The 14,453-nt window shown below is 62.3% G+C and carries 14 protein-coding genes and 1 tRNA gene; 6 read left to right on the forward strand and 9 right to left on the reverse strand.

What is annotated here, in order from left to right; all coding sequences use genetic code 11:
* Window positions 1-32 precede the first annotated feature (32 nt).
* The 4 genes from madM to ACWFVE_RS01320 all read right to left on the reverse strand — a co-directional run bounded on the left by madM (window position 33) and on the right by ACWFVE_RS01320 (window position 4,323).
* Window positions 33-794: a malonate transporter subunit MadM gene (gene madM, locus ACWFVE_RS01305; RefSeq protein ID WP_447527494.1), complete on the reverse strand. Its 762-nt coding sequence runs from the start codon at window positions 792-794 to the stop codon at window positions 33-35.
* Window positions 795-806: 12 nt separating this feature from the next.
* Window positions 807-1,301, reverse strand: coding sequence for a malonate transporter subunit MadL (gene madL, locus ACWFVE_RS01310; RefSeq protein ID WP_447527495.1), 495 nt, complete (start codon window positions 1,299-1,301; stop codon window positions 807-809).
* Window positions 1,302-1,386: 85 nt separating this feature from the next.
* Window positions 1,387-2,928: a malonate--CoA ligase gene (locus tag ACWFVE_RS01315; protein ID WP_447527496.1), complete on the reverse strand. Its 1,542-nt coding sequence runs from the start codon at window positions 2,926-2,928 to the stop codon at window positions 1,387-1,389.
* Between the two features lie 39 nt (window positions 2,929-2,967).
* Window positions 2,968-4,323 (reverse strand): malonyl-CoA decarboxylase, encoded by a 1,356-nt coding sequence (locus ACWFVE_RS01320; RefSeq protein ID WP_447530484.1) that lies wholly within the window; start codon window positions 4,321-4,323, stop codon window positions 2,968-2,970.
* A gap of 165 nt (window positions 4,324-4,488) precedes the next feature.
* On the opposite strand from ACWFVE_RS01320, the gene ACWFVE_RS01325 reads away from it, so the two are divergent.
* Window positions 4,489-5,151, forward strand: a complete 663-nt coding sequence (locus tag ACWFVE_RS01325; RefSeq protein WP_447527497.1) for a GntR family transcriptional regulator — start codon at window positions 4,489-4,491, stop codon at window positions 5,149-5,151.
* An 82-nt stretch (window positions 5,152-5,233) separates the two neighbouring features.
* On the opposite strand, the gene ACWFVE_RS01330 is transcribed toward ACWFVE_RS01325, so the two are convergent.
* The 3 genes from ACWFVE_RS01330 to ispB all read right to left on the reverse strand — a co-directional run bounded on the left by ACWFVE_RS01330 (window position 5,234) and on the right by ispB (window position 7,811).
* Window positions 5,234-6,364, reverse strand: coding sequence for an endonuclease/exonuclease/phosphatase family protein (locus tag ACWFVE_RS01330; protein WP_447527498.1), 1,131 nt, complete (start codon window positions 6,362-6,364; stop codon window positions 5,234-5,236).
* A 284-nt stretch (window positions 6,365-6,648) separates the two neighbouring features.
* A tRNA-Pro gene (locus ACWFVE_RS01335) sits at window positions 6,649-6,725 on the reverse strand.
* An 84-nt stretch (window positions 6,726-6,809) separates the two neighbouring features.
* Window positions 6,810-7,811 carry an octaprenyl diphosphate synthase gene (gene ispB / locus ACWFVE_RS01340; protein ID WP_447527499.1) on the reverse strand — a complete coding sequence of 334 codons (1,002 nt, stop codon included), beginning with the start codon at window positions 7,809-7,811 and terminating at the stop codon, window positions 6,810-6,812.
* Window positions 7,812-8,139: 328 nt separating this feature from the next.
* On the opposite strand from ispB, the gene rplU reads away from it, so the two are divergent.
* The 4 genes from rplU (at window position 8,140) to proB (ending at window position 11,254) form a co-directional block, all read left to right on the forward strand.
* Window positions 8,140-8,451 (forward strand): 50S ribosomal protein L21, encoded by a 312-nt coding sequence (gene rplU / locus ACWFVE_RS01345; protein ID WP_447527500.1) that lies wholly within the window; start codon window positions 8,140-8,142, stop codon window positions 8,449-8,451.
* A gap of 34 nt (window positions 8,452-8,485) precedes the next feature.
* The gene (gene rpmA / locus ACWFVE_RS01350) at window positions 8,486-8,743 is read left to right on the forward strand and encodes a 50S ribosomal protein L27 (protein ID WP_447527501.1); all 258 of its coding nucleotides are present in this window, start codon (window positions 8,486-8,488) and stop codon (window positions 8,741-8,743) included.
* 128 nt (window positions 8,744-8,871) lie between these two features.
* The gene (gene cgtA / locus ACWFVE_RS01355; RefSeq protein ID WP_447527502.1) at window positions 8,872-10,059 is read left to right on the forward strand and encodes an Obg family GTPase CgtA; all 1,188 of its coding nucleotides are present in this window, start codon (window positions 8,872-8,874) and stop codon (window positions 10,057-10,059) included.
* 55 nt (window positions 10,060-10,114) lie between these two features.
* On the forward strand, window positions 10,115-11,254 hold the full coding sequence (proB, locus tag ACWFVE_RS01360; RefSeq protein WP_447527503.1) for a glutamate 5-kinase: 1,140 nt from the start codon (window positions 10,115-10,117) through the stop codon (window positions 11,252-11,254).
* Here proB and ACWFVE_RS01365 read toward each other — a convergent pair.
* The gene (locus ACWFVE_RS01365; protein WP_447527504.1) at window positions 11,251-12,237 is read right to left on the reverse strand and encodes a DUF1853 family protein; all 987 of its coding nucleotides are present in this window, start codon (window positions 12,235-12,237) and stop codon (window positions 11,251-11,253) included. The two genes, proB and ACWFVE_RS01365, sit on opposite strands and share 4 nt — an antisense overlap.
* Before the next feature lie 113 nt (window positions 12,238-12,350).
* On the opposite strand from ACWFVE_RS01365, the gene ACWFVE_RS01370 reads away from it, so the two are divergent.
* Window positions 12,351-13,721, forward strand: a complete 1,371-nt coding sequence (locus ACWFVE_RS01370) for a Glu/Leu/Phe/Val family dehydrogenase (protein ID WP_447527505.1) — start codon at window positions 12,351-12,353, stop codon at window positions 13,719-13,721.
* 117 nt (window positions 13,722-13,838) lie between these two features.
* On the opposite strand, the gene ACWFVE_RS01375 is transcribed toward ACWFVE_RS01370, so the two are convergent.
* Window positions 13,839-14,318 carry a PepSY domain-containing protein gene (locus ACWFVE_RS01375; protein WP_447527506.1) on the reverse strand — a complete coding sequence of 160 codons (480 nt, stop codon included), beginning with the start codon at window positions 14,316-14,318 and terminating at the stop codon, window positions 13,839-13,841.
* Window positions 14,319-14,453: the final 135 nt, after the last annotated feature.

The raw sequence follows: 14,453 nt of genomic DNA on the forward strand, positions 1-14,453 counted from the left end.
AGCGCCTACCGATTGCCGGTTGAGGGGGAGCGCTAGAAGAGGGCCCGCACGCAGAAGTACAAAAGCGACGGCGCCAGAAGCGCGCCCAGGCCGGTGTAGAAGGTGGCCGTCATGGCCCCATATGGCACGAGCTTCGGGTCGGTGGCGGCGAGCCCGGCGGCCACGCCGCTGGTGGTGCCCATCAGCCCGCCGAAGATCATTGCCGAGCGTGGGTTGTCCAGGCCGATACGGCGCGCGGCGATCGGCGTGAGCACCATCACCAGAATCGACTTGAACAGGCCCGCGGCGATGGAGAGCGCAATCACTTCCGACGAGGCGCCGATGGAGGCGCCGGCGATCGGCCCGACGATATAGGTCACCGTGCCCGCGCCGATGGTGGTGAGGTTGGCCGGGTCGCGGTAGCCAAAGGCGTAGGCCACGGCCACACCTGCAATGAAGGAGACGATCACGCCTAAAAACAGCGCCAGAATCCCGCTCAGCCCAGCCTGGCGAATCTCCTGAAAACGCACCCCGTAGGCGGTGGCGATGATCGCTAGATCGCGCAACATTCCGCCGCCCATCAGGCCCAGCCCGGCGAACAGGCTGATATCCGCTAGCCCCTTGGTGCCGCCGGTATAAATACCGCCAAAGTAGGCCAGCGCTAGGCCCACCATGATGGCGATGGCGGAGCCGTGGACGCGCCCGTTGGTGAGCTTGGCGCTGACGAGATACGACACGTACATGGCCGCGCCCACCAGGGCGAAGGCGGCGATCAGGTGCTGGGTTTCGAGCTGCGTCAATAGTGAGTCAAGCATGGTGGCAGCTCCTTAGCGGGCGTGGTGGGGGCGCGTGGGACGCGCGGATTTGGCAGGGCGGGCGGTTTTCTTCGAACGCGACGCCGGGGCGCGCGAGGCGACCTTGTCGACCGGCGTTTCATCCGGCGCGGGGGGCGGTGTTTCGGCCTCTTTGGGGCGGCCCAGTTTGGTCAACGCGGGGACCAGGGCGAAGCTTGCCGCCACCGCCAGAAGGCTTGCCAACAGCGCAATCATCCCGCCATCGATGGCCGCAGCCACGTTTTGGCTGGCCGCCATGGCGACCACGATGGGGATATACATGCCGTTCCAGAACGTAATACCGCTTTCGGTGCTGGCGGGCATCTTGTTCTTGTCGATGAGATAGCCGCCGAGAAAGATCAGCAGCAGCATGGCGATGCCGACACCGCCTACGTTGGACTCCACGCCGAGCAGCATGCCCAGCACATCACCTACCCATAGGCCGACCAGCATGCAGCCGGCCAGCAAAGCGACTCCGTAAATTACCATGGCGTTTTCCTATCGTTGTCTTTGTTTTTAGGGGATACCGGCGCCGTGTCGTCAGGGGGTTACATCGGCGCCTTGAGTGGGTGGGTTAGGCGTTGGCGGCCGCCGGCTTCTCGCTGAACGTATCGGCGTAGGTATCGCGCAGCTGGTTTTTTTGTACCTTGCCCATCACGTTACGCGGCAGCGCCTCGGTAAAGAAGACGCGCTTGGGCTGCTTGTAGCGCGCCAGGTCATCCTTGATCGCCTCGAGAATCTGCGCTTCATTTACGTTGGCCGACGCCTTGGGTACCACGACGGCAACCACGCCTTCGCCCAAATCGGCATGGTGTACGCCAATGACCGCGGACTCCTCGACATCGTCCAGGTCGTCGATGAATTGCTCGATCTCCTTTGGGTAGACGTTGTAGCCGCCGGAAATCACCAGGTCCTTGTCGCGGCCGACGATGTTCAGGTAGCCCTTGTCGTCGATCAGGCCCAAATCGCCGGTGATGAAGTAGCCGTCATCGCGAAACTCGGCGTCGGTTTTTTCCGGCATGCGCCAGTAGCCCTTGAACACGTTGGGCCCGGTCAGTTCGACCATGCCGGTTTCGCCCTGGGCAAGCTCGGCGCCGGTTTCCCGGTCGGTGATGCGCACCGTCACCCCCGGCAGCGGCGTGCCCACGGTGCCCGGGCGGCGCTCGCCCTCATACGGGTTGGACGTGTTCATATTGGTTTCGGTCATGCCGTAGCGTTCCAGAATGGCGTGACCGGTGCGTTCGCTGAACTCGGCGTGGGTTTCCGCCAACAGCGGCGCCGAGCCCGAGATGAACAGGCGCATGTTGGCGACGACCTCGCGGTTCAGGCGCGGGCTTGCCAGCAGGCGGGTGTAGAACGTCGGTACGCCCATCAGCACCGTGGAGTCCGGCATCAGGTCGAGCAGTTCCTCGACGTCGAGTTTGGGTAGGAAGGTCATCGACGCGCCGTTGATCAGCGTGACGTTGCACGCAACGAACAGCCCATGGGTGTGGAAAATGGGCAGTGCGTGGATCAGATGATCGTTCTCACTGTACTGCCACGCCTCGGTGAGTGCCTGGCTGTTGGAGGCCAGATTCTGGTGGGTCAGCATCGCGCCCTTGGAGCGCCCGGTGGTGCCCGAGGTGTACAAAATGGCGGCCAGGTCATCGGCGGCTACTTCGCATACGGCGTCGGTCTCTTCAGCACTGGCGGCTTTTTCCATCAGGCTGCCGTTGGCGCGAGTGCCAAGGCTCTCGACCTGGGCACCGCCGCTTTTCTCGGCGATGGCGCGGGCCTCGCGATGCACCTCCGGCCGGCAGACGAACAGGCGCGGCTCGGCGTCTTCCAGAAAGTAGGCGATTTCGCTATCGGTGTAGGCGGTGTTCAGCGGCAGATACACCGCGCCGACCTGCAGGCAGGCAAGATACAGCATGACGATCTCAGGGCTCTTGTCGACCTGAACGGCGACCCGGTCGCCAGGCTCTACCCCAAGCGTCAGCAGCGTCGTGGCGATCCGCCGGCTTTGGCCGAGCACATCACTGTAGCGGTAGCGCTGGCCGTCGAGGGTGTCCATCAGCACTTTGTCCGGCGTGCGCTCGAAGTGCGGGTAAAAGTGCAGGTAGAGGTTATGGTTCATAAAAGACTCCTTGTTATTGTCGTCAAACGTATCCGGGGCTTATGCCTTGGCCGGCGATTTCGCCGATGGCTTCGCCTCTAAGTACTGGCTTGCTTGATTCGCCTGGCGGCGAATGTCGCTGGCGCACACCACCGTGTGATCGATGCTGTACGCTTCGTGGTTCTGCTCGATACGGTTGAGCTGATAAAGATAGTTCACCATTAGGCCGTGGGCCTGCTGCAGCCCCTTGCGAGAGGTGTCCGCGCGCCAGTTCAAGCGGTGCAGGCTCGCGCCGTTGCCCAGGTGAAAGCGCGCTACCGGGTTCAAGGGCTGGCCGCTTTTGTGTTTGACCTCTGTCAGGTAGTGGGCCGCCAGACGCATGAACTCCTTGTGCGCGGGCGAGGAGAGCTCCTTGCTTTCGTGGGACTCCAGATAGGTCGTGAGCTCCTCGGATAGTGTGGCCGTCCCGCGTATCTCATCCAGCCAGTCCGCAAAGCCGGGCACCGGTGAAAGGGTGACGAAGTTCTTGATCTGTGGAAGCTCGCGGCTTAGCTCCTGAACGACCTGTTTGATCAAAAAGTTACCGAAAGAGACACCCTTGAGCCCCTTTTGACAGTTGCTGATGCTGTAGAACACGGCGGTGTCCGCGTCCTCGAGCGGCAATTCTTCGCCGTGCTCCAGAATGTTTTGTACGTTGCCGGGAATGCCGTCACAAAGCGCCACTTCCACGAAAATCAGCGGCTCGTCGCCGGTGGCCGGGTGGAAAAAGGCGTAGCAGCGCCGGTCGTCTGGGTCGAGACGGCGGCGCAGGTCGTGCCAGTCGCCGATTTCGTGGACCGCCTCGTAGCGAATGATCTTTTCGAGCACCGCCGCCGGTGTGTTCCAGTCGATGCTCTCGAGCATCAAAAAGCCGCGGTTGAACCAGGAGCCGAACAGGTGAGCAAAGTCGCTATCCAGCGCCGAAAGCTCCGGGGATTGGTGCAGATGCTTGAGCAGGTCGGCGCGCATGTTCACGAGCTCATAGGTGCCGCCGGGGCAGAGATTCAAACGGCGCAGAAGGTCTTGTCGGCGCGGCTCGCAGGCGTTGAACAGCCGCTCCAGCGAAGCGTTGTCTTCGCGCTCGCAGTAAGCCTGGTAGGCGCTGTGAATATCGGCAGGTTCCGCGGCGTAGTCGTTGGCTAGAAGCTGAAAGAATGCCTGTTTCTCCTCCTCGGTGAGCGCCTGATAGTGCGCCAGCGCTTGCTGCGCCAGCAGTATCTGGGAGGCCTCGCCGGTACGACCCATCAACCCCTTGCAAGCGGCGGCGAGCCCCTTGAAGTGGCTGTCGCTGTCTTTCTCGTTGCCCAGGACGCTACTTAGCTGACGCGTACGCGTACTAATATTGGTGAGCAGCCCCTGGAGAAACGTCATATTCATGTTCATGCGCATCGGCCTTATTGTGAATCGGTGGGCGTACTGCTTGTTACGACGCCAGCGCTTTATAATTGTGAGTTAGCGTGGTAAACATTAAACAGTGCGGCATGTTGTATATAACAAATAGAGCCAAAGAATTTATGAGTCAAGGCTTGAGGGGGTAGACTTATGGCGAAGGTGTCCCAGGCGCAGCGGCTGCGCGACCTGCTGGAAGATGCGATCGTCGCCGGGCGCTTCAACCCCGGCGAGCGCCTCGACCCGGATGCGCTGGCGCTGGAGTACGCCTGCTCACGCACGCCGATTCGCGAAGCCATTCAGCAGCTTGCCGTGTCGGGCATGGTGCAGGTAGTACCCAAGCGTGGCACCTTCGTGACCCAGTTGGGCGTGTCCGAGCTGGTCGAGCGTTTTGAAGTCATGGCCGAGCTCGAAGGGCTTTGTGGGCGCCTCGCCGCCCGGCGTATTTCCGGCCAGGAGCACGTCGCGCTGACCCAGGCGCTTAAGGCGTGCCGCACCATGGCCGAGCAGGGGGATACCAACGGCTACTACTACGAAAACAGTGTATTCCACCACTGCATCTACGCGGCCAGCCATAACCAGTTTCTTGCCCAAGAGGCGGCGCGGCTCCATGCGCTGCTACAGCCCTACCGGCGGATGCAGCTTCAGGTGCGTATGCGCGTCGAGAGCTCGCTGGCCGAGCACGAAGCCATCGTCGAAGCGATCGAGGCCGGCGACGGCAAAACGACCGAACGCCTTCTGCGCGAGCACGTCACGGTTCAAGGCGAGCGCTTCAACGACCTGGTGGCGTCGATTCGAGAACTCGAGATGGCGTGATACACCCGCGCTTGCAACGAAAAAGGCCACCCGCATGGTGGGGGTGGCCTTTTTCTAGTGCGCTTTTTGGTACGATCGCTCTTTAACTGCTGACGCCTTCTTCGCGGGCGTCTTCTTCGCCTTCCTCGATCAGCTCATCGGCTTCCTGTTGCTCCTGGGCTGAGGCCTCGGGCGCGTCCGGGTCTTGTTCGGCGGCCGTCAACGTTGCCGTGATGGCGAAATGATCCGACCCCGCAAGCGTTACGCGGTCCAGCGCGACGAGCTCGAAGCCATCCGAGACGAACAGATGGTCGATCGGGTAGCGCCAAAAGGGATAATCGACGTGGTAGGTACTCAATAAGCCTCTTCCGCGGCGCGGATCCTTGAGATCGCTCAAGCCCATAAATAGCTGGGTCGTATTGGACCAGGCCGCATCGTTGAAGTCCCCGGTCACGATCCAGCGGCTGTCCGGGTCCTGTTCGACGCGCTCGGCCACGAGCATCAGTTCCGCGTCGCGCTCCCGGCTGTCCCGACGTTCCGCGTCGCCGCCATCGTCTGGCGTGCGCTCTTTAAGCCCCGGTGGCACCGGGTGAATGCCGACATAGCGCACCGCCCCGATGCCGGGGACGTCCAGGGTCGCAAAGACCGACGGCCGGCGCTCGGACACCAAATGCGCCACTTCTTGCGCCTGCAGAGGAACGCGGGACCAAAGCGCGATGCCTAATCCTTCCTCACGCACTTCGCCCACGTAGTACTCATAGCTTTCGTCCAGCGGCGCCAACCCCGCTTCCCACTCGCGATCGATCTCGATGATCAACACGACGTCCGGGTCTTCGCGCTCGATCAAATCCAGCGCCTCGGCGTAGCGGTCATTGGTGTAGTCGACGTTGGCGGTCAGGATTTTGAACGTGGACTGGTTATCGAGGGTTCGCGCATCCGCCTCTTGCACCTCCTTCGGCCAAACCGGGGTAAAGGGCAGGATATGGGACACCTGCCACCCGCCGGTTACCAGCAGCAGCGCAAGCAACACGCCGTGCTCTTTTCGCGCTCTTCCAAGCCAGGCATGCAAGGTCAGAAGCAGCAGCACGACGGCCAATACCACGCTCAGCTGCAGGCGCGGAAACTCCCAAAGGCGGATCGACCAATGACCGCTGGGAATCTCAGGCAGTAGGCTGACCGCTATCAAAACAATCGTCAGAACCCGAACGATCCAGAGTAGAGCTTTTAAAAACATGAGGGTGCTCGAATGTGGCGGGGCGGCATGATGAATGTCGCCCCGGCGTTAGGACGGTCATGCACTTGGAAGTAAATCAGGTGGCAGCTTGCCAAGCGTAAAGCCTGGCATCGCCCCTTAATTTCGATTCGAGACAGAATAGCGGGTTATCGTGCAAAACGACATCCTGGCTTTTCACTCACGTGGCCTGAAAAACTGCCGGTGCGAAAAGCCAGCCAAAATGCCGGGCACAAAAAAATGGCCACTTGCTCAAAGAGCTAAGTGGCCATTTTTCTAACAATCTGTGGTCGGAATAGCAGGATTCGAACCTACGACCTCTGCCTCCCGAAGGCAGCGCTCTACCAAGCTGAGCTATATTCCGGCGCTTAATAACGGGGATGAATCTTACTCGTGAGCGCGGGACTTTTCAAGTAGAAATTTCACCGCGCCCCATAAAACCTGCGATTCAGGACTGGCGTTCGATCGCCATGCGGGCGAGATCCGCCATGCTGTCGCGATAGGGGCTCTCGGGCAGCGTCTCGAGTTCCGCCAGGGCTTTATCGACCATTTCCACCGCGCGGCTGCGGGTGTATTCGAGCGCCCCGGTGCGGTGAACGATCGCCAGCACCTCGTCGAGCTGCTCGAGTCCGCCCTTGCGGATCGCCTGGCGGATCAGCTTGGCCTCTTCCGGGGTGCCGCGCTCCATGGCGTTGATCAAGGGCAGCGTTGGCTTGCCTTCGGCCAGGTCGTCGCCGACGTTCTTGCCCATTGCATCAGCGTCGCCCTGGTAGTCGAGCAAATCGTCGATCAACTGAAAGGCGAGCCCCAGGTAGCGCCCGTAATGTTGAAGGGCGCGTTCTTGCGCCGGGGTGGCCTCGGCCAGTACCGCGCCGCTGTGCGAGGCGGCCTCGAACAGCATCGCGGTTTTACCCTGGATGGTCTCGAAGTAGGCGTCCTCGGTTAGGCTCGGGTTGCCGATATTGGTCAGCTGGAGCACTTCGCCCTCGGCGATGATGCAGGTCGCGCTCGAAAGAATCGCCATGATGCGCATCGAGCCGACGTTGACCATCAGCTGAAACGAGCGCGAGTAGAGAAAATCACCGACCAGTACCGAGGGGGCGTTGCCCCAGGCGTCGTTGGCGGTTTTTTTGCCGCGGCGCAGGTGCGAGTCGTCGACCACGTCATCGTGCAAAAGCGTGGAGGTGTGCATGAACTCGATCAGCGTGGCAAGCGTAATGTGCTTGTTGCCTTCGTAGCCCAGCGAGCGCGCGGCCAGCAAAACCAAAAGCGGGCGCATGCGCTTGCCGCCGCTTTCGATGATGTACTGGCCGATGGTTTCCACCAGCGGGACTTTGGAGTTGAGCTGCTCGACAATGGTACGGTTAACGGCCTCGAAGTCGCCCGCCACCACGGCGTGAAGCGGTGAAGGCGTTGGGCTGGCAGACGTTTTAGGAGAGACGTTAGTCATGGAGTTTGTTCATCGCGGCAGGTGAAAAGCGGCAATTACCGCCCTGAGTGGGGATTATGCTATGGGGCCGCCTGTAAGGCGTCAAGGCGCACTCTACTTCGAGCCCCGCCCCGGGGCCGATATCGGCCGGATTGACACCTCCCCAGGGGCTTGTGGTAAAGGTCGAACGACGCTATAATCCGCGACCCACTCATCATGCTCCCTGTCAGATGGCTGCCAAAAGGGGCGCCACTCGCAGCAGGTCTTAAGAGCACGACGCGAAAGCGCGGTAGATGATGAGCGCTGGCTTAATAAGGTGCCAGCTTCAATGACGAGTCCGGAGAGCGACATGTACGCAATTATCAAAAGCGGTGGCAAGCAGTACCGCGTTCAAGAAGGTCAGACCATCAAGCTCGAGAAAATCGAAGTCGCCACCGGCGAGTCCATCGATTTCGAAGAAGTGCTGATGGTGGCAGACGGCGACGATTTCAACATTGGCGCACCGATGATCGGCGGCGCTAAAGTATCCGCTGAAATCGTGTCTCACGGCCGTGGTGATAAGATCAACATCATCAAGTTCCGTCGTCGTAAGCACAGCATGAAGCGTCAGGGCCACCGTCAGTGGTTCACTGAAGTCAAAATTACCGGAATCTCCGTTTAACACGGTCCATTCCCCTAATTAGGAGGCTATTTCGATGGCACATAAAAAGGCAGCCGGCTCCACGCGTAACGGTCGCGATTCCGAATCCAAACGCCTTGGTGTGAAACTCTTCGGTGGCCAAGCGGCAACCGCGGGTAACATCATCGTTCGCCAGCGCGGCACGCGTTTCCACGCAGGCCAGGGCGTCGGTATCGGCCGTGACCACACGTTGTTCGCACTGAACGACGGTAAGGTCCAGTTCCAGACCAAGGGCCCGAAAAACCGTAAATTCGTGAGCATCGTTTCTGAATAAGCGCTGAGCGCTTGGACGATCGCACGAAAGAAAAGCCCCGCATTGGCGGGGCTTTTTTGTCTGTTTAACCCCTTGGTCTTTGTGAAGACGGGGGATGCAAGGGCGGCGAAAGCGGCCGGGAGAATTCAATGCAGTTCGTCGATGAAGCCTCGGTGATTGTCGAGGCAGGCAAGGGCGGCAACGGCTGTCTGAGCTTTCGCCGCGAGAAATATGTCCCTAAAGGCGGCCCCGACGGTGGTGACGGCGGCCATGGCGGCAGCGTCTACCTGATCGGTGACGATGCGCTCAATACGCTGATCGACTTCAAGTTCCAGCGCTTCTACAAGGCCGAAAACGGCCAGGGCGGCATGGGGCGTCAGATGAGCGGCAAGGCCGGTCTTGACCTGCACGTCAAAGTGCCGGTCGGCACCACGGTGATCGACGAGGACACCCTGGAAGTGATCGCCGATGTGACCGAAATCGGCCAGGTCGTGCTGGTCGCCGAAGGCGGCCGGCGTGGGCTGGGTAATATTCACTTCAAGTCCTCGACCAACCGCGCGCCCCGGCGGACCACGCCGGGCACCGAAGGCGACCGACGCAATCTGCGTTTCGAAATGAAGGTCATGGCCGACGTGGGCCTTTTGGGCATGCCCAACGCCGGTAAATCGACGCTGATTCGCTCGGTTTCCGCCGCCAAGCCGAAGGTCGCCAACTACCCGTTCACCACCCTGGTGCCCAACCTGGGCGTGGTGAAGCTGGGCATGCACGAGCACTTCGTGATGGCGGACGTGCCCGGGCTGATCGAAGGCGCCTCGGACGGCGCGGGCCTGGGCCTGCGCTTTTTGAAGCACCTGACCCGTACGCGGCTTTTGTTCCACGTGGTGGATATCGCGCCGTTCGATGAATCCGACCCGGTGCAGGCCGCCCAAGCGATCGTCCACGAGCTCGGTGAGTTCTCGCCGGCGCTCTCGGAGCGCCCGCGCTGGCTGGTGCTCAACAAGTTCGATTTGGTGCCGGAAGAGGAGCGCGAAGCCCGCGCCCAGGCGGTCATCGATGCGCTTGACTGGGAGGGCCCGGTGTTTCGCATCTCGGCGATCGGCAGCGAAGGCACCGATAAGCTGGTCCAGGCGGCCCACCGCTGGCTGACCGAGCAGCAGCGCCTGGAAAACGAAGACGAAGAGGCCTTCGAGCGCGAGCGCGAGATGCGCCAACGCATGGAAGAAGAGTCCGTCGCCCGCACCGAGGCGCGTTTGGGCTACAACCGCAAGCGGCGCGACCAGGACGATGACGACGACTTCGACGACGATTTCGATGTCGAGGTCGAGTACGCGCCCTGAGCCAGCGGCTGGTAAATCACGACGAACGTTTAGGTGTGGGCAAAAGAGAGGCGGCATGGAACAGCGTGAACAGTTGCCGGGTCGGGAGGCGCTAAGGGGCGCGCGCCGCGTGGTGGTGAAGATCGGCAGCGCCCTGATTACCGACGACGGGCGCGGGCTCGATGACGCCGCCATCGGCGCCTGGGTCGACCAGATCGCCGAGCTGCAAAGCCGCGGTGTCGAGGTCGTGCTGGTCTCCTCCGGGGCGGTGGCCGCGGGCATGGTGCGTCTTGGCTGGCAGGCGCGGCCCACCGCGGTCCATGAGCTACAGGCCGCCGCCGCCGTCGGCCAAAACGGCCTGACCCAGTGCTACGAGCAGCACTTCGCCCGTCACGGCATGCTGACCGCGCAAATCCTTCTGACCCACGACGATCTTTCCAACCGTAAGCGTTACCTCAACGCGCTCTCGGCGCTGCGCACCCTGGTCGAGATGCGCGTGGTGCCGGTGGTCAACGAAAACGACACCGTGGTCACCGACGAGATCCGCTTTGGCGACAACGACACCCTGGGCGCTTTGGTCGCCAATCTGCTCGAGGCCGACGCCCTGGTGCTGTTGACCGACCAGGAAGGGCTTTTTGACGCCGACCCGCGGGAGAGCCCCGGCGCGGCGCTGATCGACGAAGGCCGCGCCGACGACCCCAGGCTTGCGGCGGTGGCGGGCAGCGGCGGGGCGCTTGGCCGTGGCGGTATGAGCACCAAGGTGCGCGCCGCCACGCTCGCGGCGCGCTCCGGGGCGCTCACCGTGATTGCCAGCGGCCGCCAGCCCAATGTGATCAGTCGCATCATGGGCGGCGAGGCGCTGGGCACGCTGCTGACGCCCAACCAGGCCCCCATGGCGGCGCGCAAGCGCTGGCTGGCCGGCCAGCTCCAGGTACGCGGTACGCTCACCCTGGATACCGGGGCGGTCAACGTGCTGCGTGAAAAGGGCTCGAGCCTTCTGCCGGTGGGCGTACGCCAGGTGCAGGGCAGCTTCAAGCGCGGCGACATGGTGCTGTGCGTGGACGAGCAGGGCGAACGGGTCGCCAAGGGGCTGATCAACTACGGCGCCGACGACGCCCGCCTGCTGGCCGGCAAGCCCAGCCATCAGATCGAGGCGATCCTCGGCTTCGTCGAGGCCCATGAGCTGATCCATCGGGATAACCTGGTGGTCGTTTAACGCCCGGGCTGGGCTTTCGACGGCCCAAGCGGTAGCGGTATCTGCCGCGGCCAGTCGTTGGGCACGATGAATACCCGTTTAAGCGCCGCGCCGCCTTCGGCTTTCAGCATGACCTGCTGGGGGCCGTACTGCGCGATATGCGCCGTGAGCGCAGGCCCAAACGTTTTTGGCGAATCAAACGCCGTCTCTAGCGGCGGCGCCAGCCAGAAAGGCTTCTTCAGCCAGGCCATCTTCACCTCCCCCTCGCGCGCCAACAGTGTCTCCCAATCCTTTAAGTAGCACCACTGCCCGCGGCGGTGATGCGCGCTTGCGCCTTCCGGTGGGGGCAGCGTTGCGTGAAACGGATAAAACAGCACCCCGGGCATGGCGAGGCGCTGGGTGAGTGCGCCGGCGCCGGGCTCGAAGGGCGCGCAGTCCCGCGGTGCCAGCCAGTGGCGTAGCGTTTTTTGGGCCAGGGGCGTGGCGGAAAGCGGCAGTTGGTGGGCGTGCAAATGGGCGCACTTGCGCGCCAGGCTGTCGAGCCCGCCCGGGCCGATCCAGCGGTTCTGGCTGGTGGCGCCGCTTGGGCCTTCGTCGAGCCCCAGGTAGAACTTGATCGCGACTTCCAAATGGATGGGTGCCGGGTCGGCGCAGGTGCGGTAGAGCATATCCAGCTCGCCCAGGGTCAGGCGTTTTTCTCTGATTTGAACGTTATGGGCCAAAAGCCGCGTGTTGGGTGCGTGGCCGAGCAGCAGATGCCAAAGGGTTTCGTGGTAGTGGCCCATGCGCGTTAGGCGTTTTTTCGCCACCGCCCGGCACGCCGGTAACAGTCGCTCGAGCCAGGCCTGGACGTCGCTTTCAAGGCCAAGCTCGGCTCGGGTGGGGCGGCCCGGGTAGCCGTTTAACGCCACCAAATCCGGCGTATCCAGAAGCCACGCCAGGTCCCGGGCGATGGGGTCTTCCAGCAAGGCGCTTGGCGTGTCGGCCGGTGGTATTGGCGGCATAGTGGTGTCCCGTGGGCGCTTGAGGGTGGGCGAGGGCGAAGTAAAACAATGAATGCTACGCTTGAGCTTACGCAAGCCCCGGCCTTTACCCAACGATGCAACGGAGTGTGTTAATGGCTAATTCGAAAACCAAAAAGCAGAAAGCCCCCGCCAGCTCATCGAACAAACGGGCAGCTAAAAAAAGTGGCCCCGCCCCGTCGCATGTTGAGGCCCAGGCGCTTACGCCGCAAACCGGCGCGGCGCTTTTCGAGGACGCCCACTCGCGGCTGGAGGAGGTATTCGACGCGCTGGATATCCATCCCGATGCCCGGGCGCGACTGATGCAGCCCGCGCTTTCGCTACAGGTCAGCATACCGGTGCGCATGGACGATGGCCGCCTGCAGGCATTTCCGGCCTGGCGCGTTCAGTACGATATCAGCCTGGGGCCGGCCAAGGGCGGCGTGCGCTTTCACCCGCAGGTCAACCAGCACGAGGTGACCACGCTCAGCTTCTGGATGGCGATCAAGTGCGCAGTCGTCGGCCTCCCCTTTGGGGGCGGCAAGGGCGGGGTCCAGGTCGATGCCAAGGCGCTTTCATCGCTGGAGCGCGAACGCCTGGCGCGGGGCTACATTCGCACCATTGCCGACGTGATGGGCCCGGATCGTGACATTCCCGCCCCGGACGTCAACACCGACGCCGAGGTGATGGGCTGGATGATCGACGAGTACGAGAACATCGTGCGCGCCCGGGCACCGGCGGCGATCACCGGTAAGCCTTTGCCGCTGGGTGGCTCCCCCGGCCGGGTGGCGGCCACCGGCCACGGCGCGCTCAAGGTGCTGGATTTGTGGGCCGAGCAACAAAACCGCAAGCCCGAAGACACCACCGTCGCAGTGCAGGGCTTTGGCAATGCGGCGACGTATTTCGCCCGCCAGGCAAGCGCGCGGGGCTACAAGGTCGTGTCGGTGTCGGACTCCAGTGGCGGCATTTACAAGAAGGCGGGGCTGGATATCGACGCGGCCCAAAAGGCCAAGGAAAAACACGGCGCGCTCGCCAAGTGCCGCCAGGGCAAGGCCATCGAGGGCGCCGAGCTCCTGGCGCTCGAGGTCGACGTGCTGGCCCTGGCCGCGCTGGAAAACCAGGTGCACGGCGACAACGTCGGCGATATCCAGGCCGGCATGATTCTGGAAATTGCCAACGGCCCGGTCACCAGCGACGCCGACCGCGAGCTCGCCAATCGCGGCATCGATGTGCTGCCCGATGTGCTGGCCAATACCGGTGGGGTGATCGTGAGCTACTTCGAGTGGCTACAAAACCGCGCCGGCCAAACCTGGAGCGAAGAGGAGGTCAACCAGCGTCTCGATGAAAAGCTGGAGCGCGAAGCGCGTAGGGTGCTCGAGCGCGCCAAAGAGGAGAAGGTGACCTATCGTCAGGCGGCGTACCGCCAAGGAATCGAGCGTATCGCCGAGGCGATCATGGCGCGGGGCAACTGTCAGGAAAGCCGATAAACACTTGCCAGGAAAGTCGATAAACACGCGCGCATCGAAAAAAGCGGGCCCCCGTCAGGGCCCGCTTTGCGACATGATGCAACACCCCATGATGCAATACGTTGGGGTGCGGCCAGGCTAGTCGCGATCCATCGCGGTAATCTCGTAGGAGCCCTGGCGCACGCTCAGTTCGACCTCGCGGCCCTCGGCGTTGCGGCCTTCGATGTCGATGATACCGCTCTGGTTCATGTCGATCTCCTCGAAGGTCACCATGCCTTCCTCGGAAGCGACTTCGAATGCCTGGCGAATATCGTCTTCGCTCATGCCCCAGGCACCGCTGACCAAGCGTTCGCGCTCTTCTTGCAGGGTTTCGCCGCTGTCCAGCGAGAACTCGATATCGGCGAACCACTCGTCATCGAGCCACCCTTCGACCTCGACGTGGTCGCCGCCTTCGACGCTGATTTCCTGGTACTGGGTAAAGCCGTAGTCGGCGGTATAGCCGAGCACGTCGTCGAGGCGCTCGAGGGCCAGGCCCTCGTCGGCTTGGGCTGCGCCCGCCGCTGCGCTTAGCAGCAGGGCAGTGGCCGGCATCATCAGCACTTTTTTCGTAATATTCATGTCAAACTCCTTCTTGAGCGATACGGGGTGAATGATCAACGCGCACCGGCGCTTGCCGATGCGACGCCCCTTTTATAGCACCGCGCGTCTGTCGCTAACCTGAAGGCGCCGTTCATCCAACGTTCATATCGACTT

It is taken from the genome of Vreelandella mediterranea (assembly GCF_970647075.1).